The following is a 15,791-nucleotide window of genomic DNA, read 5'->3' on the forward strand; positions in this document are numbered from 1 at the left end:
CTCCCCCCCTTTGGAGGGGGAGAAAAAAGGATAATCAAACAAAAAATGCCGACACATCGTATCAGCATTTATCTTTTCTAAAATAGAAAGACTAATTATTTGCAAAGCTAAATTGATTTCGCCTCTTAACTCCCTACTCTTCCATAATCCTAAATAAAGCTTCAGCTTTATTTAAACTCAGGTTTTCTTTTCTCCACAAAAGCGGTAGTCCCTTCAACAAACTCTTCTGTTCCAAAACAATTTCCAAACTCAGCAACTTCTACTGCGTAACCATCCACACCGTCGGTGTAATTTGCGTTTACAGCTTTCATTGCCGATTTAATTGCATTTCCAGAGTTGTTGCAGATTTTACTTGCGATTTTTTCAGCCAAAGCCATTAATTCATCTTGCGCAACAACATGGTTTACCAATCCCCAATCTTTTGCTTCTTCTGCTGAAATCATTCCTGCAGTGGTAATCATTTCCATTGCTTTTCCACGTCCAACCAATTGTGCTAAACGTTGTGTTCCACCATATCCTGGAATAACACCTAATGAAACTTCAGGTAAACCGAGTTTAGCATTGTCAGAAGCCACACGAATATGTGAAGCCATAGCTAATTCTAATCCACCACCCAAGGCAAAACCATTCACTGCAGCAATTACTGGTTTAGATAAATTTTCAATAAAATCGAATAATTTCTTTTGACCTTCAGCAGCAAGTGCTTTTCCGTCTTCTGTTCCAAAATCAGCAAATTCTTTGATGTCTGCACCTGCTACAAAAGCTTTATCTCCGCTTCCTGTTAAGATGATTACACGGGTTCCCTTGTCGTCGTTAGCGGCTTTTAAAGCATGGTGTAATTCTTGAATTGTTGCTTTGTTTAAAGCATTTAACTGTTTTGGACGATTCACAGTGATGTAATGAATACGCTCTTTTTGTGCTGTCGTTATATTTTCGTAACTCATATTGATTTTTTTATGCTAAAATAATCAATTACGAATTACGAATAGTGGAATTACGAATTAAAATTATAATGACGAATTTGTTTGCAGCACTTCTTCCGTCAGCTGACGGAGAGATACAGAGGGAGGGTAAAACAGTGTGAGAAACAGAGCGAAAACGAAGAGTGGAAAACTGGTTAATCAATTACGAACGGCTTTAGCCCTCAACGAAGTTAATTACGAATTAAAACAACATTGAAACGTTAGTTCGCAGTATTTCCACGAAAACTTTGCGTCATTTTTTTCTCTACTTCACTCTAAAAGTAATTAATTATAACGCCCTTTGCGAATCTCTACCTTATTTCTACTTCTTTTCTTTATTCAATTATACTAATTTCGAAGCTCCAAACATCCAATAATGAAAAACAATATACTCATTCGCAAAATCCAGCCTTCAGACAATCCTTTCATCGCTAAAATTATTCGCACAGCTTTGGAAGAATACGGCGAAGCAAAACCCGGAACTGTCTATACTGATCCGACCACAGATGAACTTTACAAAACCTTTTCTTCAGCACCAAAAAGCGGTTATTTCATTGCAGAACTGGATGGAGAAGTCATTGGTGGAAGTGGAATTTACCCGACGAAAAACTTACCCAAAGGTTATGCAGAATTGGTAAAAATTTACTTAAAAAGCGAATACCGCGGCAAAGGAATTGGAAAACAACTCATGGATAGAAGTATTGTTTATGCAAAAGAAAAAGGCTATACCCATTTGTACCTCGAGTCTTTTCCAAGTTTAAAGGAAGCCATTGTGTTGTATGAGAAAATTGGTTTTCAAAGAGTTGAAAGTCCGTTGGGCGACTCTGGCCATTTCGCATGTGATGTTTGGATGGTGTTGACTTTGTAATGTTATTTGGAAGACTAATCTATCTGCGTTTTATAGCGATGTCCTGAACGGAGTTGAACGGGTTGTTTTTCATTTGTTAGGTACTTAAAAAGGGCATCACAAGCTTCCTTTGGTCGCTATGACACCCTTGAATTACTGTGTATATTATTTTTCAGCTAGTTATTCAACTCCGGCAGGGCTTGCCGAACAACTTTCAAAAACAACTTACGGCATTATAATATCCGTATTCGCCATCATCTCTTGTAGGGTCTGAACATAAATACTCATGATATCGGATAAACTTAATCCAGCTGTAGCTTTAAGGTTCCATTCTGATTTCAATAAACGGTCATACACCTTATTCGTTGATGAATTAACACGAATTTTATCAAAGTTTTTTTTAACGTACTTATAGTTTCCTATTTTATTTTTATCTCTATCAAAAATAGTTATTGTGATAATGCATTTTGGCTTTAAATGATTGGGCATTAGATCAGACTTCAAAGAAATCTTTTCTTGAATTTCAACTGTTGTTTTTATGAGATAGGGAACTTCTGAATCATACTGCAAAAACTTTTTGAACATCCAACCAGGTAAATAGTCGAAACCATATTTTCCGCTGGAAGACATACAGCCTGGACAATAGGCTTTAAATGTTTTATCTTCTTGATCTGGGTCGGCAACTACAATCTTCTTATTTGTCTTTTTGCTTAGTTCTTCTTCAAAAATCTGAAAAAGTTCATATTTAGCAATATCAAAATTGATATAAGTTGAAACTTCCGAAAAGACCTTTGAATCTCGTTTGGCTTTAATAGAGCTCACATAAGCTTCAGGTACACAGAAGTTAAAATAAAAAACTGAAGCGTCTCGTTCTCTAAAATTATCCCAATTATCAATTCCCGCCTTTTCTGGAGTAGAATCATTCTCCTGCGCATTAATTTGTAGCGGTGTTAAAAATAGTAAAGCAAGAGCAGTAGCTTTAATTAGTGTAGAATTCATAGTATTTGATTTTAAAATTAACGAAATCACGCTCCAATAAACGTGCCGATTAAATAGATGAAATGTGATTAATAGGTTGATAATTAGTTGATTTAATGATTTATGCAGTGTATTTTAACTTTTTTATCTATAGTTTCTCTTCTTGATGCTAAAACTGTGAAAAAAAACACAATAAGATCGATTCATTAGAGAAAAGTAGTGAATTACCTTATCTTGTCCTTCTCAACAGTACAAAAATGCGACAATTTATGATTAAAAATTATTTAATATACAGCCTTGTCATCTTGACAGCACTATCCCAAACTTCTTGCTCAGTAGATCCATCCTTAACATTAGAAATACCTGAAGAAGGATTCAAGGTTGTTCAACACATTCCTATAGATTCTGTTGGAAGAGATCAAAACGCTTTGTACTTAACACCGCGTAGCATTAAACAGGATGAATTTAATTCTACTGAACTCAATACATTTATTGACAGCATGAATGCAGTTATGATGAGAGAAGAGGGGGTTGGAATAGCCGCAAATCAACTTGGAAAAAGACTGCAAATTTTTATCATTGAGGCGATGAATGATAATCCGAGATACAAAGTGTTAGGGGCAGTAGAAAATCAAGTTTTTATCAATCCAAAAATTACCAAAGTATCTAAGGAACGCAAAAACTTTTGGCACGGATGCTTGAGCGCAGAAAATGAAGATAGGGGAAACGTAGCGACTTTTAGTTGGATTGAATATGAGTGTCAAAATCAAAAAGGGGAGACCCAACGTGGACGATTAGAAGGATTTGCGTCAGTCATATTTCAACATGAATATAGGCATTTGATGAATGGCACTTATTTAGACCACGCCAATCATTTTCTTCCAAAAGCCGAATTGGATCATCAACTTGAAATTGGAGAATTACCATTTTTTGAACCCGCAAACGATACCTTACCGTTATTGATTGAAGGTTATCAATTGGGTAAGAGCCTAGAAGATTATTAGCATGAATATTGAAACAAATTAAAGGAAGTTAATCACATTTTGACTTGCTTTAGATTCACCCTTCACAATAATCACAATATTTACTTCTGGTATCGTGCTCGAAATCGTATTCTGTGCTGTATAAATCTTCTATAATCTGCGTCAAAACTTTCTCAAATAACTCCATTAACTCCTCGATTGTTTCGGTCAGTTCATTGGCCATATAGAATGGGCCATCATTCAAGTTTACCATAGAGATAATCCCTACTTTATCTGGGTATTCACCAAACTTATCTTTATACAGCATGTTGTACACTAGCATTTGAAAAGCATACTTGCTTCTTTTCAATTTTCCGATTAAATCTCCAACCATTTCTTCTTCGGTCATGCCTTTTCTTGAGGGTTTGGTGATTTTCACATCCTTTTCACTACATTTCCCCGATTTATAGTCAATAATGCGTTTTTTGCCTTCAAATTCATCAATTCTATCTATAAAACCGATGAAATTGACGGTTTTGTCTTCTCCATGAATGTTTAAGGTTAAAGATTTAGTCAACTCCATCTCCAAACTTACAATGAATAAATGTCCATCATGGTCTTTTAAACTTTGACGTTCTTTCTTTAAAAAACGATCGGTTAAATGTTGGGCGACTTCAAGACTGAGATAGTTTTTTCCTTCTAGGCTCTGATTGGATTCATAATTAAAGAAGGTGTAAAAATGTTTTTTCATCACCTCGCCTTGTTTTTTAATCATTTCATCAATGTCAACGGTTGACAAAGACTTGTGAGCATCTCGTTTATTTCCTTCTTTGTCAAGTTGAGCAAAATCATCGTATAAGGTTTCTAAAGTGTTGTGGATAAAGTTTCCAAACGTACTTGCTTCAATCTCTTCTTCGACCTTGTCTTCTTCTCCAAACCCGAGCAGGTATTTGTAGTAAAAATCTAAAGGACAACGCAGCGCAGTTTTTATGGCTGAAGCAGAAGTGCGTTTACCAAAATATTCATCCAGACGGTTAAGAACAGCATCTGTTTTTTGGACTGTGATTTCTTCGCTTTGTTCATCTTCATTGGAAATCGTATAATCGGAAGTGTTGAATTCAATTAAAGGATTAATACGTGAAAGTTCCAACTGCAATTGCATGATGTAGCGCGATGGTTCATCCACCCCTCCCATGTCTCTGTCTGCCGAAGAATAAGTAATCCAACAATTTTCTGCATGGTGCAACAAACGGTAGAAGTGATGTGCAAAGAGTCCTTGTTTTTCCCTTGGTGTTGGCAAATTGTGGTACTTCCTTAAATCCATTGGGATAATGGTCTGAATAGCATTCGTTGGTGGCATACTTCCATCGTTTAACCCAACGACTATCATGTTCTTAAAATCAATCAATCGGGTTTCTAATAACCCCATGACTTGCAAGCCATCTAGTGGATTTCCGTAATATGCAATGCTTTCATTCACCCAATGTTGATTAAACAAAGATTTAAAGGTTCCCAAACGCAAATCTGGGGTAAACTCTTCCAAAACGGACTCTAACTTGACCAAAGATCGGTCAAAATGATATAAAATTGACCTTTCTATCGCATTTTGCTCATTATTGAGTCTTTGGTAAATAATTTGATTTAAACTTCGTATTTGTTCCAGCGAATACTTCTTTTCGTCGCTTTTCCAAGGAGTAAAAAACAAATCAATCAGTTGGGAGATACGTTCGCCTAAATCCAAAGCGCTAGGAAATATAAATGTCCAGTTACCACTCAGTATTCTATGTTCAACTTTTGTTATGGCTAGACTCTCTTCCTTGTTGCAAAACCCTGTAATAAAAGGGTGTTTGATAAAGCGAATAAAATCTTTGTGATATATCTGTTTTGAATTGAATTGCTGAAAGTGTTCTTGCACGGTAAACAGCATGTCTACCCAAGACTTGATGGCGGTGTTTTTCAAAGGCAATCCTAAAGTGATATTCGTTTCGCCGACATTTTTAGGGATGTTCTTCATCACAGGAACCACTAGTTTCTCATCGGCCAGTAAAAGCAAAGTTTCAGAAAGTTCGTTGTGTGGAATTTGATCATGTAAAATTGTTGCACTCACTTTTGCTTGTCCAGTGGGTTGTGCACAGTTGATGACATTAAAAACTTTTTTTTCTTTACCGATTTTATCCACCACAAAAGGCAGTTCTTTTACCTTTAACTCGCTAAATAAATCGCGAATAAATCGACCTGCTTCATGGTTTTTATCGTTGAGGTAATATTCATCTGCATCTACGAAAACATCAGCTCTCCCCATATTTTTCAATTGTTTCATAATTGAAATCTCGGCAGGAGAAAGGGCGTTAAATCCAGCAAAAATGAAATGTGAAGCTTTATCTTCTTCAAAAGCGACGTCTATGTTTGTGGCTAAGTTCCTATACGCCATTCCCATATAACATTCACCGTCTTTTTTTAACCTTTCATTGAAATGTTGGTAATAATCTGCCAGTAAATCCCAAAAACGCATAAAACGCAGTTGACCTTCGGTAAGTTGTTCCTCACTGTCAAAACTCCAATTTTCAATATCTTTGATGTCTGCTAAATTCCGAAACAAGTCTTTACTATCGATGAGGTAGCGATCCATTTCATCAAAATCACTGAGCAAAGTTTTTCCCCATTTAAAGAATTCATCTAAAGTTTGGGGTTCTTCCGTATCTACTTTTAAATGGACATCATATAGTTTGAAAAGCGCTCTTGTTGGTTCGATAATCGGTAAGGAGGATAGTTCTTGCACCCATCTGTTCATCGTAATGATTTTCGGGGAGAAAATGGGTTTGCCATACACCTTAAATAAAGCACGTTGTAAATATTTTTTCGCACGTTGCGAAGGAAGGACAATGGTCAAGTGCTCTAACTCTAATTGTTCGTCATAAATATGTTGTGCGATACGGTCGATAAAATGGCTCATGGTTTGTTTTAGTTTTTAGAATGAAAAATAAAAGACAAAAAATGGTGCTTTAACACAATTTTCGCTTTTTATTTATACTTTTTAATTTTTTAAAAAGTCCCAATCTTGATAATCTTTTTCTCAATCAATTTCTGAACAATCTGAAGTGTATTGGTAGCTGCGCCTTTACGTAAGTTATCTGCAACTACCCACATGTTTAATGTGTTTTCTTGACTTTCGTCTCTTCTCAGGCGACCAATAAAAACTTCATTCTTTCCTGCCGCATATAAAGGCATAGGATAGCTATTTGTATCAGGATTGTCTTGTAAATGAATTGTAGAGTTGTTGTGGTATATTTTTCGAATAAAGGCCAAGTCAAAATCGTTTTCGAAACTTACATTGATAGCCTCAGAGTGTCCGCCCTGAACGGGAACACGCACTGCGGTAGCTGTTACCGCAATTTTAGGGTCTAAAATTTTCTTTGTTTCATTCACCAATTTCATTTCTTCTTTGGTGTAACCGTTGTCTAAAAAGTCATCGCAATGCGGTAAAACGTTTTGGTCAATAGGATAAGGATAAATCATTTCCCCTTGAATTCCTTGGCGTTCGTTATCCATTTGTTGAACGGCTTTCGCTCCTGTTCCAGAAATGGATTGGTATGTAGAAACGACCACTCTTTTTACGGTATACAATTGATGCAATGGAGCTAAGGCTATGAGCATTTGAATGGTAGAACAATTCGGATTGGCAATGATGAAGTCATCTTCTGTTAAGAGATCACCATTAATTTCTGGAATGATTAACTTTTTGTCTTCATCCATTCTAAAAGCAGAAGAATTATCGACTACACGACAACCAATTGCAGCGAATTTTGGTGCCCACTCAAGAGATATATTTCCTCCTGCAGAAAAAAGTGCAACATCTGGTTTCATGCTTAATGCTTTTTCAACATCAACAACGGTGTGCTCTTGTCCACCAAATTTAATTTTAGTACCTGCGGAACCTTTTGATGCTACTGGAATTAATTCAGTTATGGGAAGACTCATTTCTCCCAAGACTTTTAGCATTTCTTGTCCGACCATTCCTGTTACTCCAACAATTGCAAGCTTCATATTTTCAGTTTTTCCAAATGTAATTATTTTTCTATTTGGAACAGTTGTTTTAGCTCAAACAATCCATAGAATACCATCTTTTATCGCAATTCTCAGTCAAACAGTTTTGGCAATGATTCAATACGCTTATATTTGTATGAGATATTGTAGTTTACACTACTGAGTAAGAAAAAATTATGAGACAACTATTATTGATTTTTTGCAGCTTTTTCATTTTCACTTCATGGGGACAAATGAGTGATTCCTTTGATGATGGAGACTTTACAAATAATCCTACGTGGGTTGGTGATGTGACTGATTTTATCGTGAATACCAACAGTGAACTTCAGCTGAATGCAGCAGCACCAGGTGAAAGTTATTTATCCACCCCGCATACCTTAACGCAATTAGAAGACAGGGAATGGCGGTTTAAAATCAATTATGCTTTTAGTCCATCAAATAACAATAATGGGGACACTTATTTGACTGCAAGCGATTCTGATTTATCTACTGCTCCAGATGGAATTTTTGTGCGTATAGGTGAAAACGGCAGCAATGATCCAATTTATTTAATTGAAAGAAGTGGTGGGGTTGAAACCAATATTCTCACCAGTACACCCGCTATTGTTGCCACGAGCTTTGAAATCAATGTGAAAGTTATTTATCGTGCCAATGGAGATTGGGAATTGTATACAGATTTAGCCGGAGGAACAGCTTTTCAGTTGGATGCTACTGCCAATCATACGGCCACTGTTTTAGGTCAGCACCTTGGTGTCTGGTTGAAATACACGACCAGCAATGTAACAAAATTCACTTATGACGATATTTATGCTGGACCAATTCAAATTGACAATACGCCACCTAACTTAAGTTCAGTAACCCCCATTTCTTCAACCGTTTTAGAGGTTTTGTTTGATGAAGGGATTGATCAAACAACAGGAGAAGATGTTTTAAACTATTCAGTTGATGGGGGAATCGGTAATCCAACATCTGTACAACAGGACGCTTCGAATTTAGCATTGTTTACCCTAACATTTGCTAGTCCTTTTAATGTGGGCTCTATCTACACTTTAACTGCAAATGGAGTTGAAGATTATGCCGGAAATGCGATGTCAACACAAAGTGAGGCTTTTCAATATATTGAAGCACAAACTCCTGAGTTTGGAGATATTATAATCAATGAGTTTATTCCAAGGGAAAATCCAGCAGTTGGAATGCCAGAAGTTCAATATGTAGAACTTTATAACCGAAGCAATAAATATTTTCATTTAGATGGTTGGAAATTGAGCGACAATAATTCAACAGGAACAATTCAAGATGTTTGGATGCTGCCTGGTCAATTTTTGATTTTGGTTCCTACGAGTGGATTAACAGACTATCCTCAAGCTACAAATGTAACCAGTTGGGCAACTTTGAACAATAGCGGAGATGACATTCATTTAGCTACAGATAATGGAATTGTTGTTGATTTTTTAAGCTATACAGATGCTTGGTACAAGGATGAAAGTAAGCAAAATGGAGGGTGGAGTATAGAAAGAATCAATCCTGAGTTGCTTTGTTCATCAGCAGATAATTGGCGAGCAAGTATTGACCCGAGTGGAGGAACTCCAGGAGCACAAAATAGCGTTTATGACAACCTACCAGATACTCAAGCACCAACAGTTGTGAATACAACGCCTGAACTTCCAAATACATTAACCATTTATTTTTCAGAAGGAATGGATTCTTTGAGTTTGGAGAATGCTGTTTTTACTTCTCACCCAAACCTATCTCTTGCATCACGAACTTTGATCGGGAAATATCCAACTGAAATTACTTTCGTGTTCAATGAAGTCCTTGTTCCTGGTCAGGTTTATACGTATTCAATAAATAATTTTTCTGATTGTTCAGGGAATACAAATAGTTATGCGGGTACTTTTGTCTTGCCACAAACCCCTGTGAAAGGCGACTTAATCATCAATGAAATTCTGTTTAATCCCTTAACTGGTGGTTCAGACTTTGTTGAAATTTATAATCATTCTGATAAATACATTGATTTAAAAGATTGGGAATTAGCTAACTTTAAGGATGGTGCTGTAGCCAATCAAAAGCAAATTACCGAATCCTATATTTTGAAACCACAGGATTATGTTGTGTTAACTGCAGATAGTAATTTTCAACTGATGAATTATCCAGTAGCAGTGCCTGGAAAATTTCTACAAATGTCTAGTTTACCTAGCTATAACAATGATTCTTCTACAGTTTATTTGATTTTTAATAATGAGGTGATGGATAAAGTTGCTTATCATGAAGACTGGCATTTTTCATTATTACAATCAAAAAAAGGAGTGAGTTTAGAACGTTTTTCAGCCGAAAAAGCATCAAATACAGCTTCAAATTGGCACAGTTCGAGTGAAACCATTGGTTTTGCTACGCCAGGAAGAGTGAATTCTCAAGACATGAAACCAGGTGAAGAGGGAGGGACATTAACCTTGTCTTCAAAGACTTTTTCTCCTGATGGCGACGGATATGAAGACGCGCTGGTACTCAGTTATGAAGTTTCTGCGCCTGATTTGTTAGGGGATTTAGTTATCTACGATGATAAAGGAAGAATGATTAAGACCTTGTTTAAACAAGAACTTTTAGGAGGGAAAGGGTCTGTAAAATGGGAAGGAACAAAAGAAGATGGTACAAAAGCCTCGATAGGACCTTACATCATATTGTTTGATGTGTTTAATTTGGATTCAAGTAAAACACAAACAATAAGAAAAGTGGTGACTTTGTCTGGACGACTATAAAGGACATTTATTTTATAATAGAAGGTGTGACTTTTAAATCGCACCTTCCACTAGTTACTCTTTTACCAATCCAATTTCCAACATATTCGGCCAGTTTTTACCCGTTACGAATAATTGTTTAGTGGATTCTTTATAGGCAATTCCGTTAAAAACTTCCCCTGTTTTACGGTAATCTAATGCCAAAATACTTGCATCAATTCTCCCTGTTACAATTCCTGTTTCTGGGTCGATAATTGCGATTTGATTTGTGGTATAGATATTTGCATAAATCTTTCCATTAATGTATTCCAATTCGTTTAATCCTTTTACCGGGCCTTCATTGGTGTATACCTCTAGGGTTTTAATCAAACCAAAAGTGTTTGGATCTCTAAAGTAAAGACGTTCTGAACCATCCGTCATAATGAGCTGTTCTCCGTTGTTGCACAATCCCCAACCTTCTCCGGTGTAAGTAAATGTCTCAATTTCTTCCAAGGTGTTTTTGTTGTAAACAAAACAAGTGTGTTCTTGCCATGTTAATTGGTACAGTCTATCCCCTAGAATTGTAATTCCTTCTCCAAAATACTTCTCACCAAGCATTTTTTTGTCTTGAATTGCACCCGTGTTTAAGTCCACCTTTGCAATCATGCTGCTGCCCATTCCACCTGTTCCTTCATACAGTTGGTCGCCATCAAATTCAAGTCCTTGGGTGTAAGACATTGTCGAATGCGGATATTCTTTCAACACTTCAGCCGTGTACTCTTGTGGAAATACGTCTGGGATAATTTTAACAATTCGGTTGTCTCTGCGTGTTTTATCATTCGTAGTTTTGGTTTCTAAAGTCAGTTGGTTGGTTCCAATTCCCCAATTCCTTGTGTTTACCTCAAAAAGGTAGCTTTCTTTTTTTGCAGGACCTTCAAAAATCACAGTATCTTTGGTAAACACCTTGATTGATTTTACATTTTCCAGATTAGCAATACTTACTTCAACACGAATAGACTGACCTTTTTGTGCTGATGCGTTGTTGAATGGGAGTTCAAATTTTGCAGGCACAAGACTTCCTCTTGTAATTGGGGTATCATCTTCACCACATGAGTGAATAGTCAACACAAGCAACATAAACGTTGCTAAATAGAAAAACGATTTCATATGAATTTAGATTAAATTTTTTATAGCACTTGCTGAAATACCATTGTGAGATGAGTTGTATACAGCTTTTTTATCTTTGATTAAGATAACCTGGGGTGACTGATGTTCAACAGAGGTGATTTCACTCAATGCATTTGAAACGTCTCTGTGCCTTATTAAATCAATAAAGTACAAGTCGCATTTTTCGTTTTCTTCCCATTGAGACTCAAAACCATTAAGTGCCATCGAAGAAATATTGCAACGTGTAGAGTGTTTAAAAAATAGTCCAGATTTGTCCTTTGTATTTGAGATTGCTTCGTTGAGTGCTTCGACCGATTCGATATTGATCCAGTTGACTCTACTTTCTCTTGATTTTTTACTGAATGAAAAAAGTCCCATAATTAAAATGCAGATTTAAATTGTTTTAAAAAACGAACATCATTTTCAGAGTATAGACGCAAGTCGTTAACCCTGAACTTCAATTGTGCAATTCTTTCGATACCCATCCCGAAGGCGAATCCACTATATTCTTTGGGGTCAATATTTGCTGCTTCAAGAACGTTTGGGTCAATCATTCCACAGCCAAGAATTTCTAGCCAACCTGTGTATTTACAAACGTTACAGCCTTTTCCACTGCAAATTGTACAGCTTACATCTACTTCTGCACTCGGTTCGGTAAATGGAAAGTAAGAAGGTCTTAAACGGATTTGAGTTTTCTTTCCAAACATTTCTTGGGCGAAAAACAATATTGTTTGTTTCAAGTCTGCAAAAGAAACATCTTTATCAATAAACAATCCTTCAACTTGGTGGAAGAAGCAATGCGCACGTGCTGAAATAGCTTCGTTTCTGTAGACTCTACCAGGCGATATGGTACGGATTGGAGGTTTGCTGTTTTCCATAACACGCACTTGAACGGATGAGGTATGCGTTCTCAAAGCCATTTCTTCATCTCCTGCTTCTACAAAGAAAGTGTCTTGCATATCCCTTGCCGGATGTTCTTCAGGGAAGTTTAATGCAGAAAAGTTATGCCAATCATCCTCAACCTCAGGACCTTCAGAAACACCGTATCCTATGCGTTCAAAAATAGAAATAATTTCTTTGCGAATTACACTAATTGGGTGTCTAGCTCCTATAGTGTTGGGCTCTCCAGGTCTTGAAAAATCAATTTCTTCTTTGTCTACATCCTCATTCGAAAGCTGATCTTTAAACTTGTCGAATACAGTTTGTGCTGCATTTTTTAACTCATTTATTTGTAAACCAACTTTCTTTTTGTCTTCATTAGGAACTTTTTTTAGTTCTGTAAATAAAGGTTTAAGACAATTTTTTGATCCTAAAAATTTTATTCTAAATGTTTCTAAAGCTGAAGCATCTTGAATAGCAGTAGTATTGACTTCGTTAAGGAGTTGTTCTATTTTGTTTTGAATATCTGACATTTTAAAAAGTGTTCTTTATACTGTGTTTTACAATATTGTTCAAAAGATTTATTGTACAAATTTAGTAGTAATTTTTTGTAATTGTAATTATTCCATAACTTTGCAACATCTAAAATTATAAACTATGTCTTATAAAAAGCTTGTGTTGCTTGCGTTTGTTGTGTTTGGAGGCTTTCTTCTCCCTTCGTGTACAAAAAAAGATCCGTCCGTTTTAAAGATTTTTGTAAGGTCAAGTGACTTTATTTTGACAGAAGACGCTAGTGTTCGTATTGTTTCAGATATTAAAAAAGGGACACCAGAATACTTTGATGAGGTGAAGACGAATTCTTCAGGAGTAGCTATTTTTAATCTTGACGAGTTGTTTGATCAATATGGGAAGAAAGATGAGAAAGTAGCCTACTTTACTGTTTATGCAAAAGATACAACAACTTATCAAACTGTCGGAACAGCTAGAGCAAAGGCTTATTTGACCTCTACAGAGTCAATAATTTTGAAGAATTAGCAACCTTTTTGCTGTTTTTTACGTTATAATAAGAACAATACACTACTTTTAACCAATAGAAAACTATTTTACAATGAGAAACTATATTTTATTTTCAGGATTTTTATTAGTTGCTTTTGCAATGACATTTACGTTTGGGTCTTGCCGTAAAAAGGCAGATACCATCGCGAAAATAACCGTTAGAGATACAGCCAATGTATTGGTGCCTAATGCACGTGTTATATTGTATGGAACAGCAACTGAGCCGCCATTAAAACCTGTAGTAAGAAGAGATACAACCTATACAAACTCATCTGGTGTGGCTATTTTTAATTACAATGAAGTATACCAATTAGGACAAGCAGGAGTTGCAGTTTTAGATATTTCTGCTGAAAAAGGAGGTTTGTACGGCGAGGGAATTATAAAAGTTGAAGAAGAAGTGGAAAGTACAGCAACTGTATTTATTCAACCTTAAAAATAAAATCATTTTACTTAAAGCCTTGGCAATTAGTTGCTAGGGCTTTTTTTATGTATTGTAATTTAGGTTTTAGGCATAAGAAATTACTCTATTCTTGTCAATAAATGTGAGGAAATCAAAAGAAGAATCTATGTTTCCTTTTAGAATAAATAATTTTTTGTACTTTAGCCCGTCGAAAAGGTACAAGTTGAAAATTGGAGAGGTGCAGGAGTGGCTGAACTGGCTCGCCTGGAAAGCGAGTGTTCCTTCATCGGAACCGAGGGTTCGAATCCCTCTCTCTCCGCCACTAAACTTGTTAATTTTTGATTAATTTAGGAATATTAATAATTTTACAGAAACGATTAATTTTTAATCTTTGGAACATGAAAAAAATAGTTAGTTCTTTAGCAATCATCGGAATGTTTACATTCGGATTTAGCACAGTATCATTTGCGGACGAACAAGATCCAGCAAACGTAAGTCAAGAAGGAGTAGAAGCCGTAATGGGTGAAGATACTTCAGTAGTAAACGAAGTAGCGGAAGCTCCTGCTCAAACAGAGATTGAAGAGCAAGTTGAAGAAGCTGAAGTTGAAACAGAAGTAGGTTTCGTTTCTACTTTGAAAAAGAAGTTTATTGAAGGAGACCCGTTCTGGATGGGAATCGTTTTGATTGCTTTAATTATTGGTATTGCACTATGTGTTGAACGTATCGTATACTTAAACCTTTCTTCGATCAATACAAAGAAGTTCTTAGCAGATGTTGAAGCAGCTATCGCTAAAGGAGATATTGAAGGAGCGAAAGAGATTTGCCGTAACACAAGAGGTCCAATTGCATCTATATTTTATCAAGGACTTACACGTATTGATGAAGGTGTAGACGCTGTTGAGAAAACAGTTGTTGCTTACGGTGGAGTACAAATGGGATTATTAGAGAAAGGTATCTCTTGGATTTCTTTATTTATTGCTCTTGCGCCAATGCTTGGGTTTATGGGTACGGTAATCGGGATGATTCAAGCCTTTACTAAAATTGTTGAAGATGGTCAAGTATCTCCAATTACAGTTGCAGGTGGTATTCAGGTAGCACTTTTAACAACAGTATTTGGTTTGATTTCAGCAATTATCCTTCAGATTTTTTACAACTACATCATTTCTAAAATTGACGGTATTGTAAACGAAATGGAGAACTCTTCTATTACCTTAGTTGACATGTTGATTAAGTATAAAGCTACTGCAAAGTAATTTTATAGTAGGTTGTATTTATTCACTTTTAAAACCATTTATTATGGATAATGAAAAAAAGTTAAACGTTCTAGGTCTTATCATAAAACTAGTGATTGCAGTTCCTGCATTGATCTTCGGTTTTATCGTTATGACTTCAGGAGTTAACGCTGAAAGTAAAGATTTTGAGAAACTTGAATTTATGGATAGTTTCGCATTCAATGGTGTAATGAACATCAGTTTATATGCAATTGCAATCACAATTGTATTGATCTTGATTTTCTTTGTTGTGCTGTTGATTACAAGACCAGTTCAGGCAGTTAAATCTATTCTAGGGATCATCATTTCAGGAATCTTGTTCTTTATTCTTTACTCTATAGGAACAACGGATACCTTGGAAAGCTTGAACGTAGTTGGAGATATTACTGCAAGTGAATCAGCGATTAACTTTACACATGCAGGGATTTACACTGCTCTTATAGGTCTAGCTGTTTGTTCAGCAATAGCTATATTTATGGGCTTCATTGTTAAATTAATTAGAAACTAAAAA

At 36.0% G+C, this 15,791-nt stretch carries 14 protein-coding genes and 1 tRNA gene; 8 read left to right on the top strand and 7 right to left on the bottom strand.

All coding sequences use genetic code 11. The features are described 5' to 3' along the window. Positions 1-167: 167 nt before the first annotated feature. Entirely contained in the window at positions 168-944 is a 777-nt protein-coding gene (locus ACN0U3_RS02385) for an enoyl-CoA hydratase/isomerase family protein (protein WP_299202069.1), read from the bottom strand. Positions 945-1,338: 394 nt separating this feature from the next. On the opposite strand from ACN0U3_RS02385, the gene ACN0U3_RS02390 reads away from it, so the two are divergent. Beyond that, a complete protein-coding gene (locus ACN0U3_RS02390; protein WP_417264996.1) occupies positions 1,339-1,830 on the top strand; it encodes a GNAT family N-acetyltransferase in 492 nt (163 codons plus the stop codon). A gap of 204 nt (positions 1,831-2,034) precedes the next feature. On the opposite strand, the gene ACN0U3_RS02395 is transcribed toward ACN0U3_RS02390, so the two are convergent. Beyond that, positions 2,035-2,808 (bottom strand): hypothetical protein, encoded by a 774-nt coding sequence (locus ACN0U3_RS02395; RefSeq protein ID WP_417264997.1) that lies wholly within the window; start codon positions 2,806-2,808, stop codon positions 2,035-2,037. A 248-nt stretch (positions 2,809-3,056) separates the two neighbouring features. Here ACN0U3_RS02395 and ACN0U3_RS02400 point away from each other — a divergent pair, with 248 nt between their 5' ends. Next, a complete protein-coding gene (locus tag ACN0U3_RS02400) occupies positions 3,057-3,791 on the top strand; it encodes a peptide deformylase (protein ID WP_417264998.1) in 735 nt (244 codons plus the stop codon). 55 nt (positions 3,792-3,846) lie between these two features. Here the strand turns inward: ACN0U3_RS02400 and ACN0U3_RS02405 are convergent, their stop codons facing one another. Beyond that, positions 3,847-6,702: a PD-(D/E)XK nuclease family protein gene (locus tag ACN0U3_RS02405; RefSeq protein WP_417264999.1), complete on the bottom strand. Its 2,856-nt coding sequence runs from the start codon at positions 6,700-6,702 to the stop codon at positions 3,847-3,849. A gap of 89 nt (positions 6,703-6,791) precedes the next feature. Further along, positions 6,792-7,793: an aspartate-semialdehyde dehydrogenase gene (locus ACN0U3_RS02410; RefSeq protein ID WP_417265000.1), complete on the bottom strand. Its 1,002-nt coding sequence runs from the start codon at positions 7,791-7,793 to the stop codon at positions 6,792-6,794. Between the two features lie 176 nt (positions 7,794-7,969). Between ACN0U3_RS02410 and ACN0U3_RS02415 the strand changes: the two genes are divergently transcribed. Then, a complete protein-coding gene (locus ACN0U3_RS02415; protein WP_417265001.1) occupies positions 7,970-10,549 on the top strand; it encodes a lamin tail domain-containing protein in 2,580 nt (859 codons plus the stop codon). A gap of 54 nt (positions 10,550-10,603) precedes the next feature. Here the strand turns inward: ACN0U3_RS02415 and ACN0U3_RS02420 are convergent, their stop codons facing one another. From ACN0U3_RS02420 to pheS, 3 genes are read right to left on the bottom strand one after another with little or no spacing between them, the layout of a single operon-like run. Beyond that, positions 10,604-11,674 carry a glutaminyl-peptide cyclotransferase gene (locus tag ACN0U3_RS02420; RefSeq protein WP_417265002.1) on the bottom strand — a complete coding sequence of 357 codons (1,071 nt, stop codon included), beginning with the start codon at positions 11,672-11,674 and terminating at the stop codon, positions 10,604-10,606. Between the two features lie 6 nt (positions 11,675-11,680). Further along, positions 11,681-12,052 (bottom strand): bacillithiol system redox-active protein YtxJ, encoded by a 372-nt coding sequence (gene ytxJ / locus ACN0U3_RS02425; protein WP_417265003.1) that lies wholly within the window; start codon positions 12,050-12,052, stop codon positions 11,681-11,683. Positions 12,053-12,054: 2 nt separating this feature from the next. Beyond that, positions 12,055-13,077, bottom strand: a complete 1,023-nt coding sequence (pheS, locus tag ACN0U3_RS02430; RefSeq protein WP_417265106.1) for a phenylalanine--tRNA ligase subunit alpha — start codon at positions 13,075-13,077, stop codon at positions 12,055-12,057. A gap of 133 nt (positions 13,078-13,210) precedes the next feature. Here pheS and ACN0U3_RS02435 point away from each other — a divergent pair, with 133 nt between their 5' ends. From ACN0U3_RS02435 to ACN0U3_RS02455, 5 genes are all read left to right on the top strand, one after another. Further along, positions 13,211-13,588, top strand: a complete 378-nt coding sequence (locus ACN0U3_RS02435; protein WP_299206225.1) for a hypothetical protein — start codon at positions 13,211-13,213, stop codon at positions 13,586-13,588. Between the two features lie 73 nt (positions 13,589-13,661). Further along, positions 13,662-14,042: a hypothetical protein gene (locus ACN0U3_RS02440; protein WP_299206227.1), complete on the top strand. Its 381-nt coding sequence runs from the start codon at positions 13,662-13,664 to the stop codon at positions 14,040-14,042. A 199-nt stretch (positions 14,043-14,241) separates the two neighbouring features. After that, positions 14,242-14,331: transfer RNA gene (locus tag ACN0U3_RS02445), tRNA-Ser, on the top strand. A gap of 76 nt (positions 14,332-14,407) precedes the next feature. Continuing rightward, positions 14,408-15,262: a MotA/TolQ/ExbB proton channel family protein gene (locus ACN0U3_RS02450; protein WP_417265004.1), complete on the top strand. Its 855-nt coding sequence runs from the start codon at positions 14,408-14,410 to the stop codon at positions 15,260-15,262. Between the two features lie 43 nt (positions 15,263-15,305). Beyond that, positions 15,306-15,788, top strand: a complete 483-nt coding sequence (locus tag ACN0U3_RS02455; protein ID WP_299206231.1) for a hypothetical protein — start codon at positions 15,306-15,308, stop codon at positions 15,786-15,788. The last annotated feature ends 3 nt before the right edge of the window (positions 15,789-15,791 follow it).

The sequence above is a fragment of the Brumimicrobium sp. genome (assembly GCF_048268645.1).
GTDB lineage: Bacteria > Bacteroidota > Bacteroidia > Flavobacteriales_D > Crocinitomicaceae > Brumimicrobium > Brumimicrobium ulvae.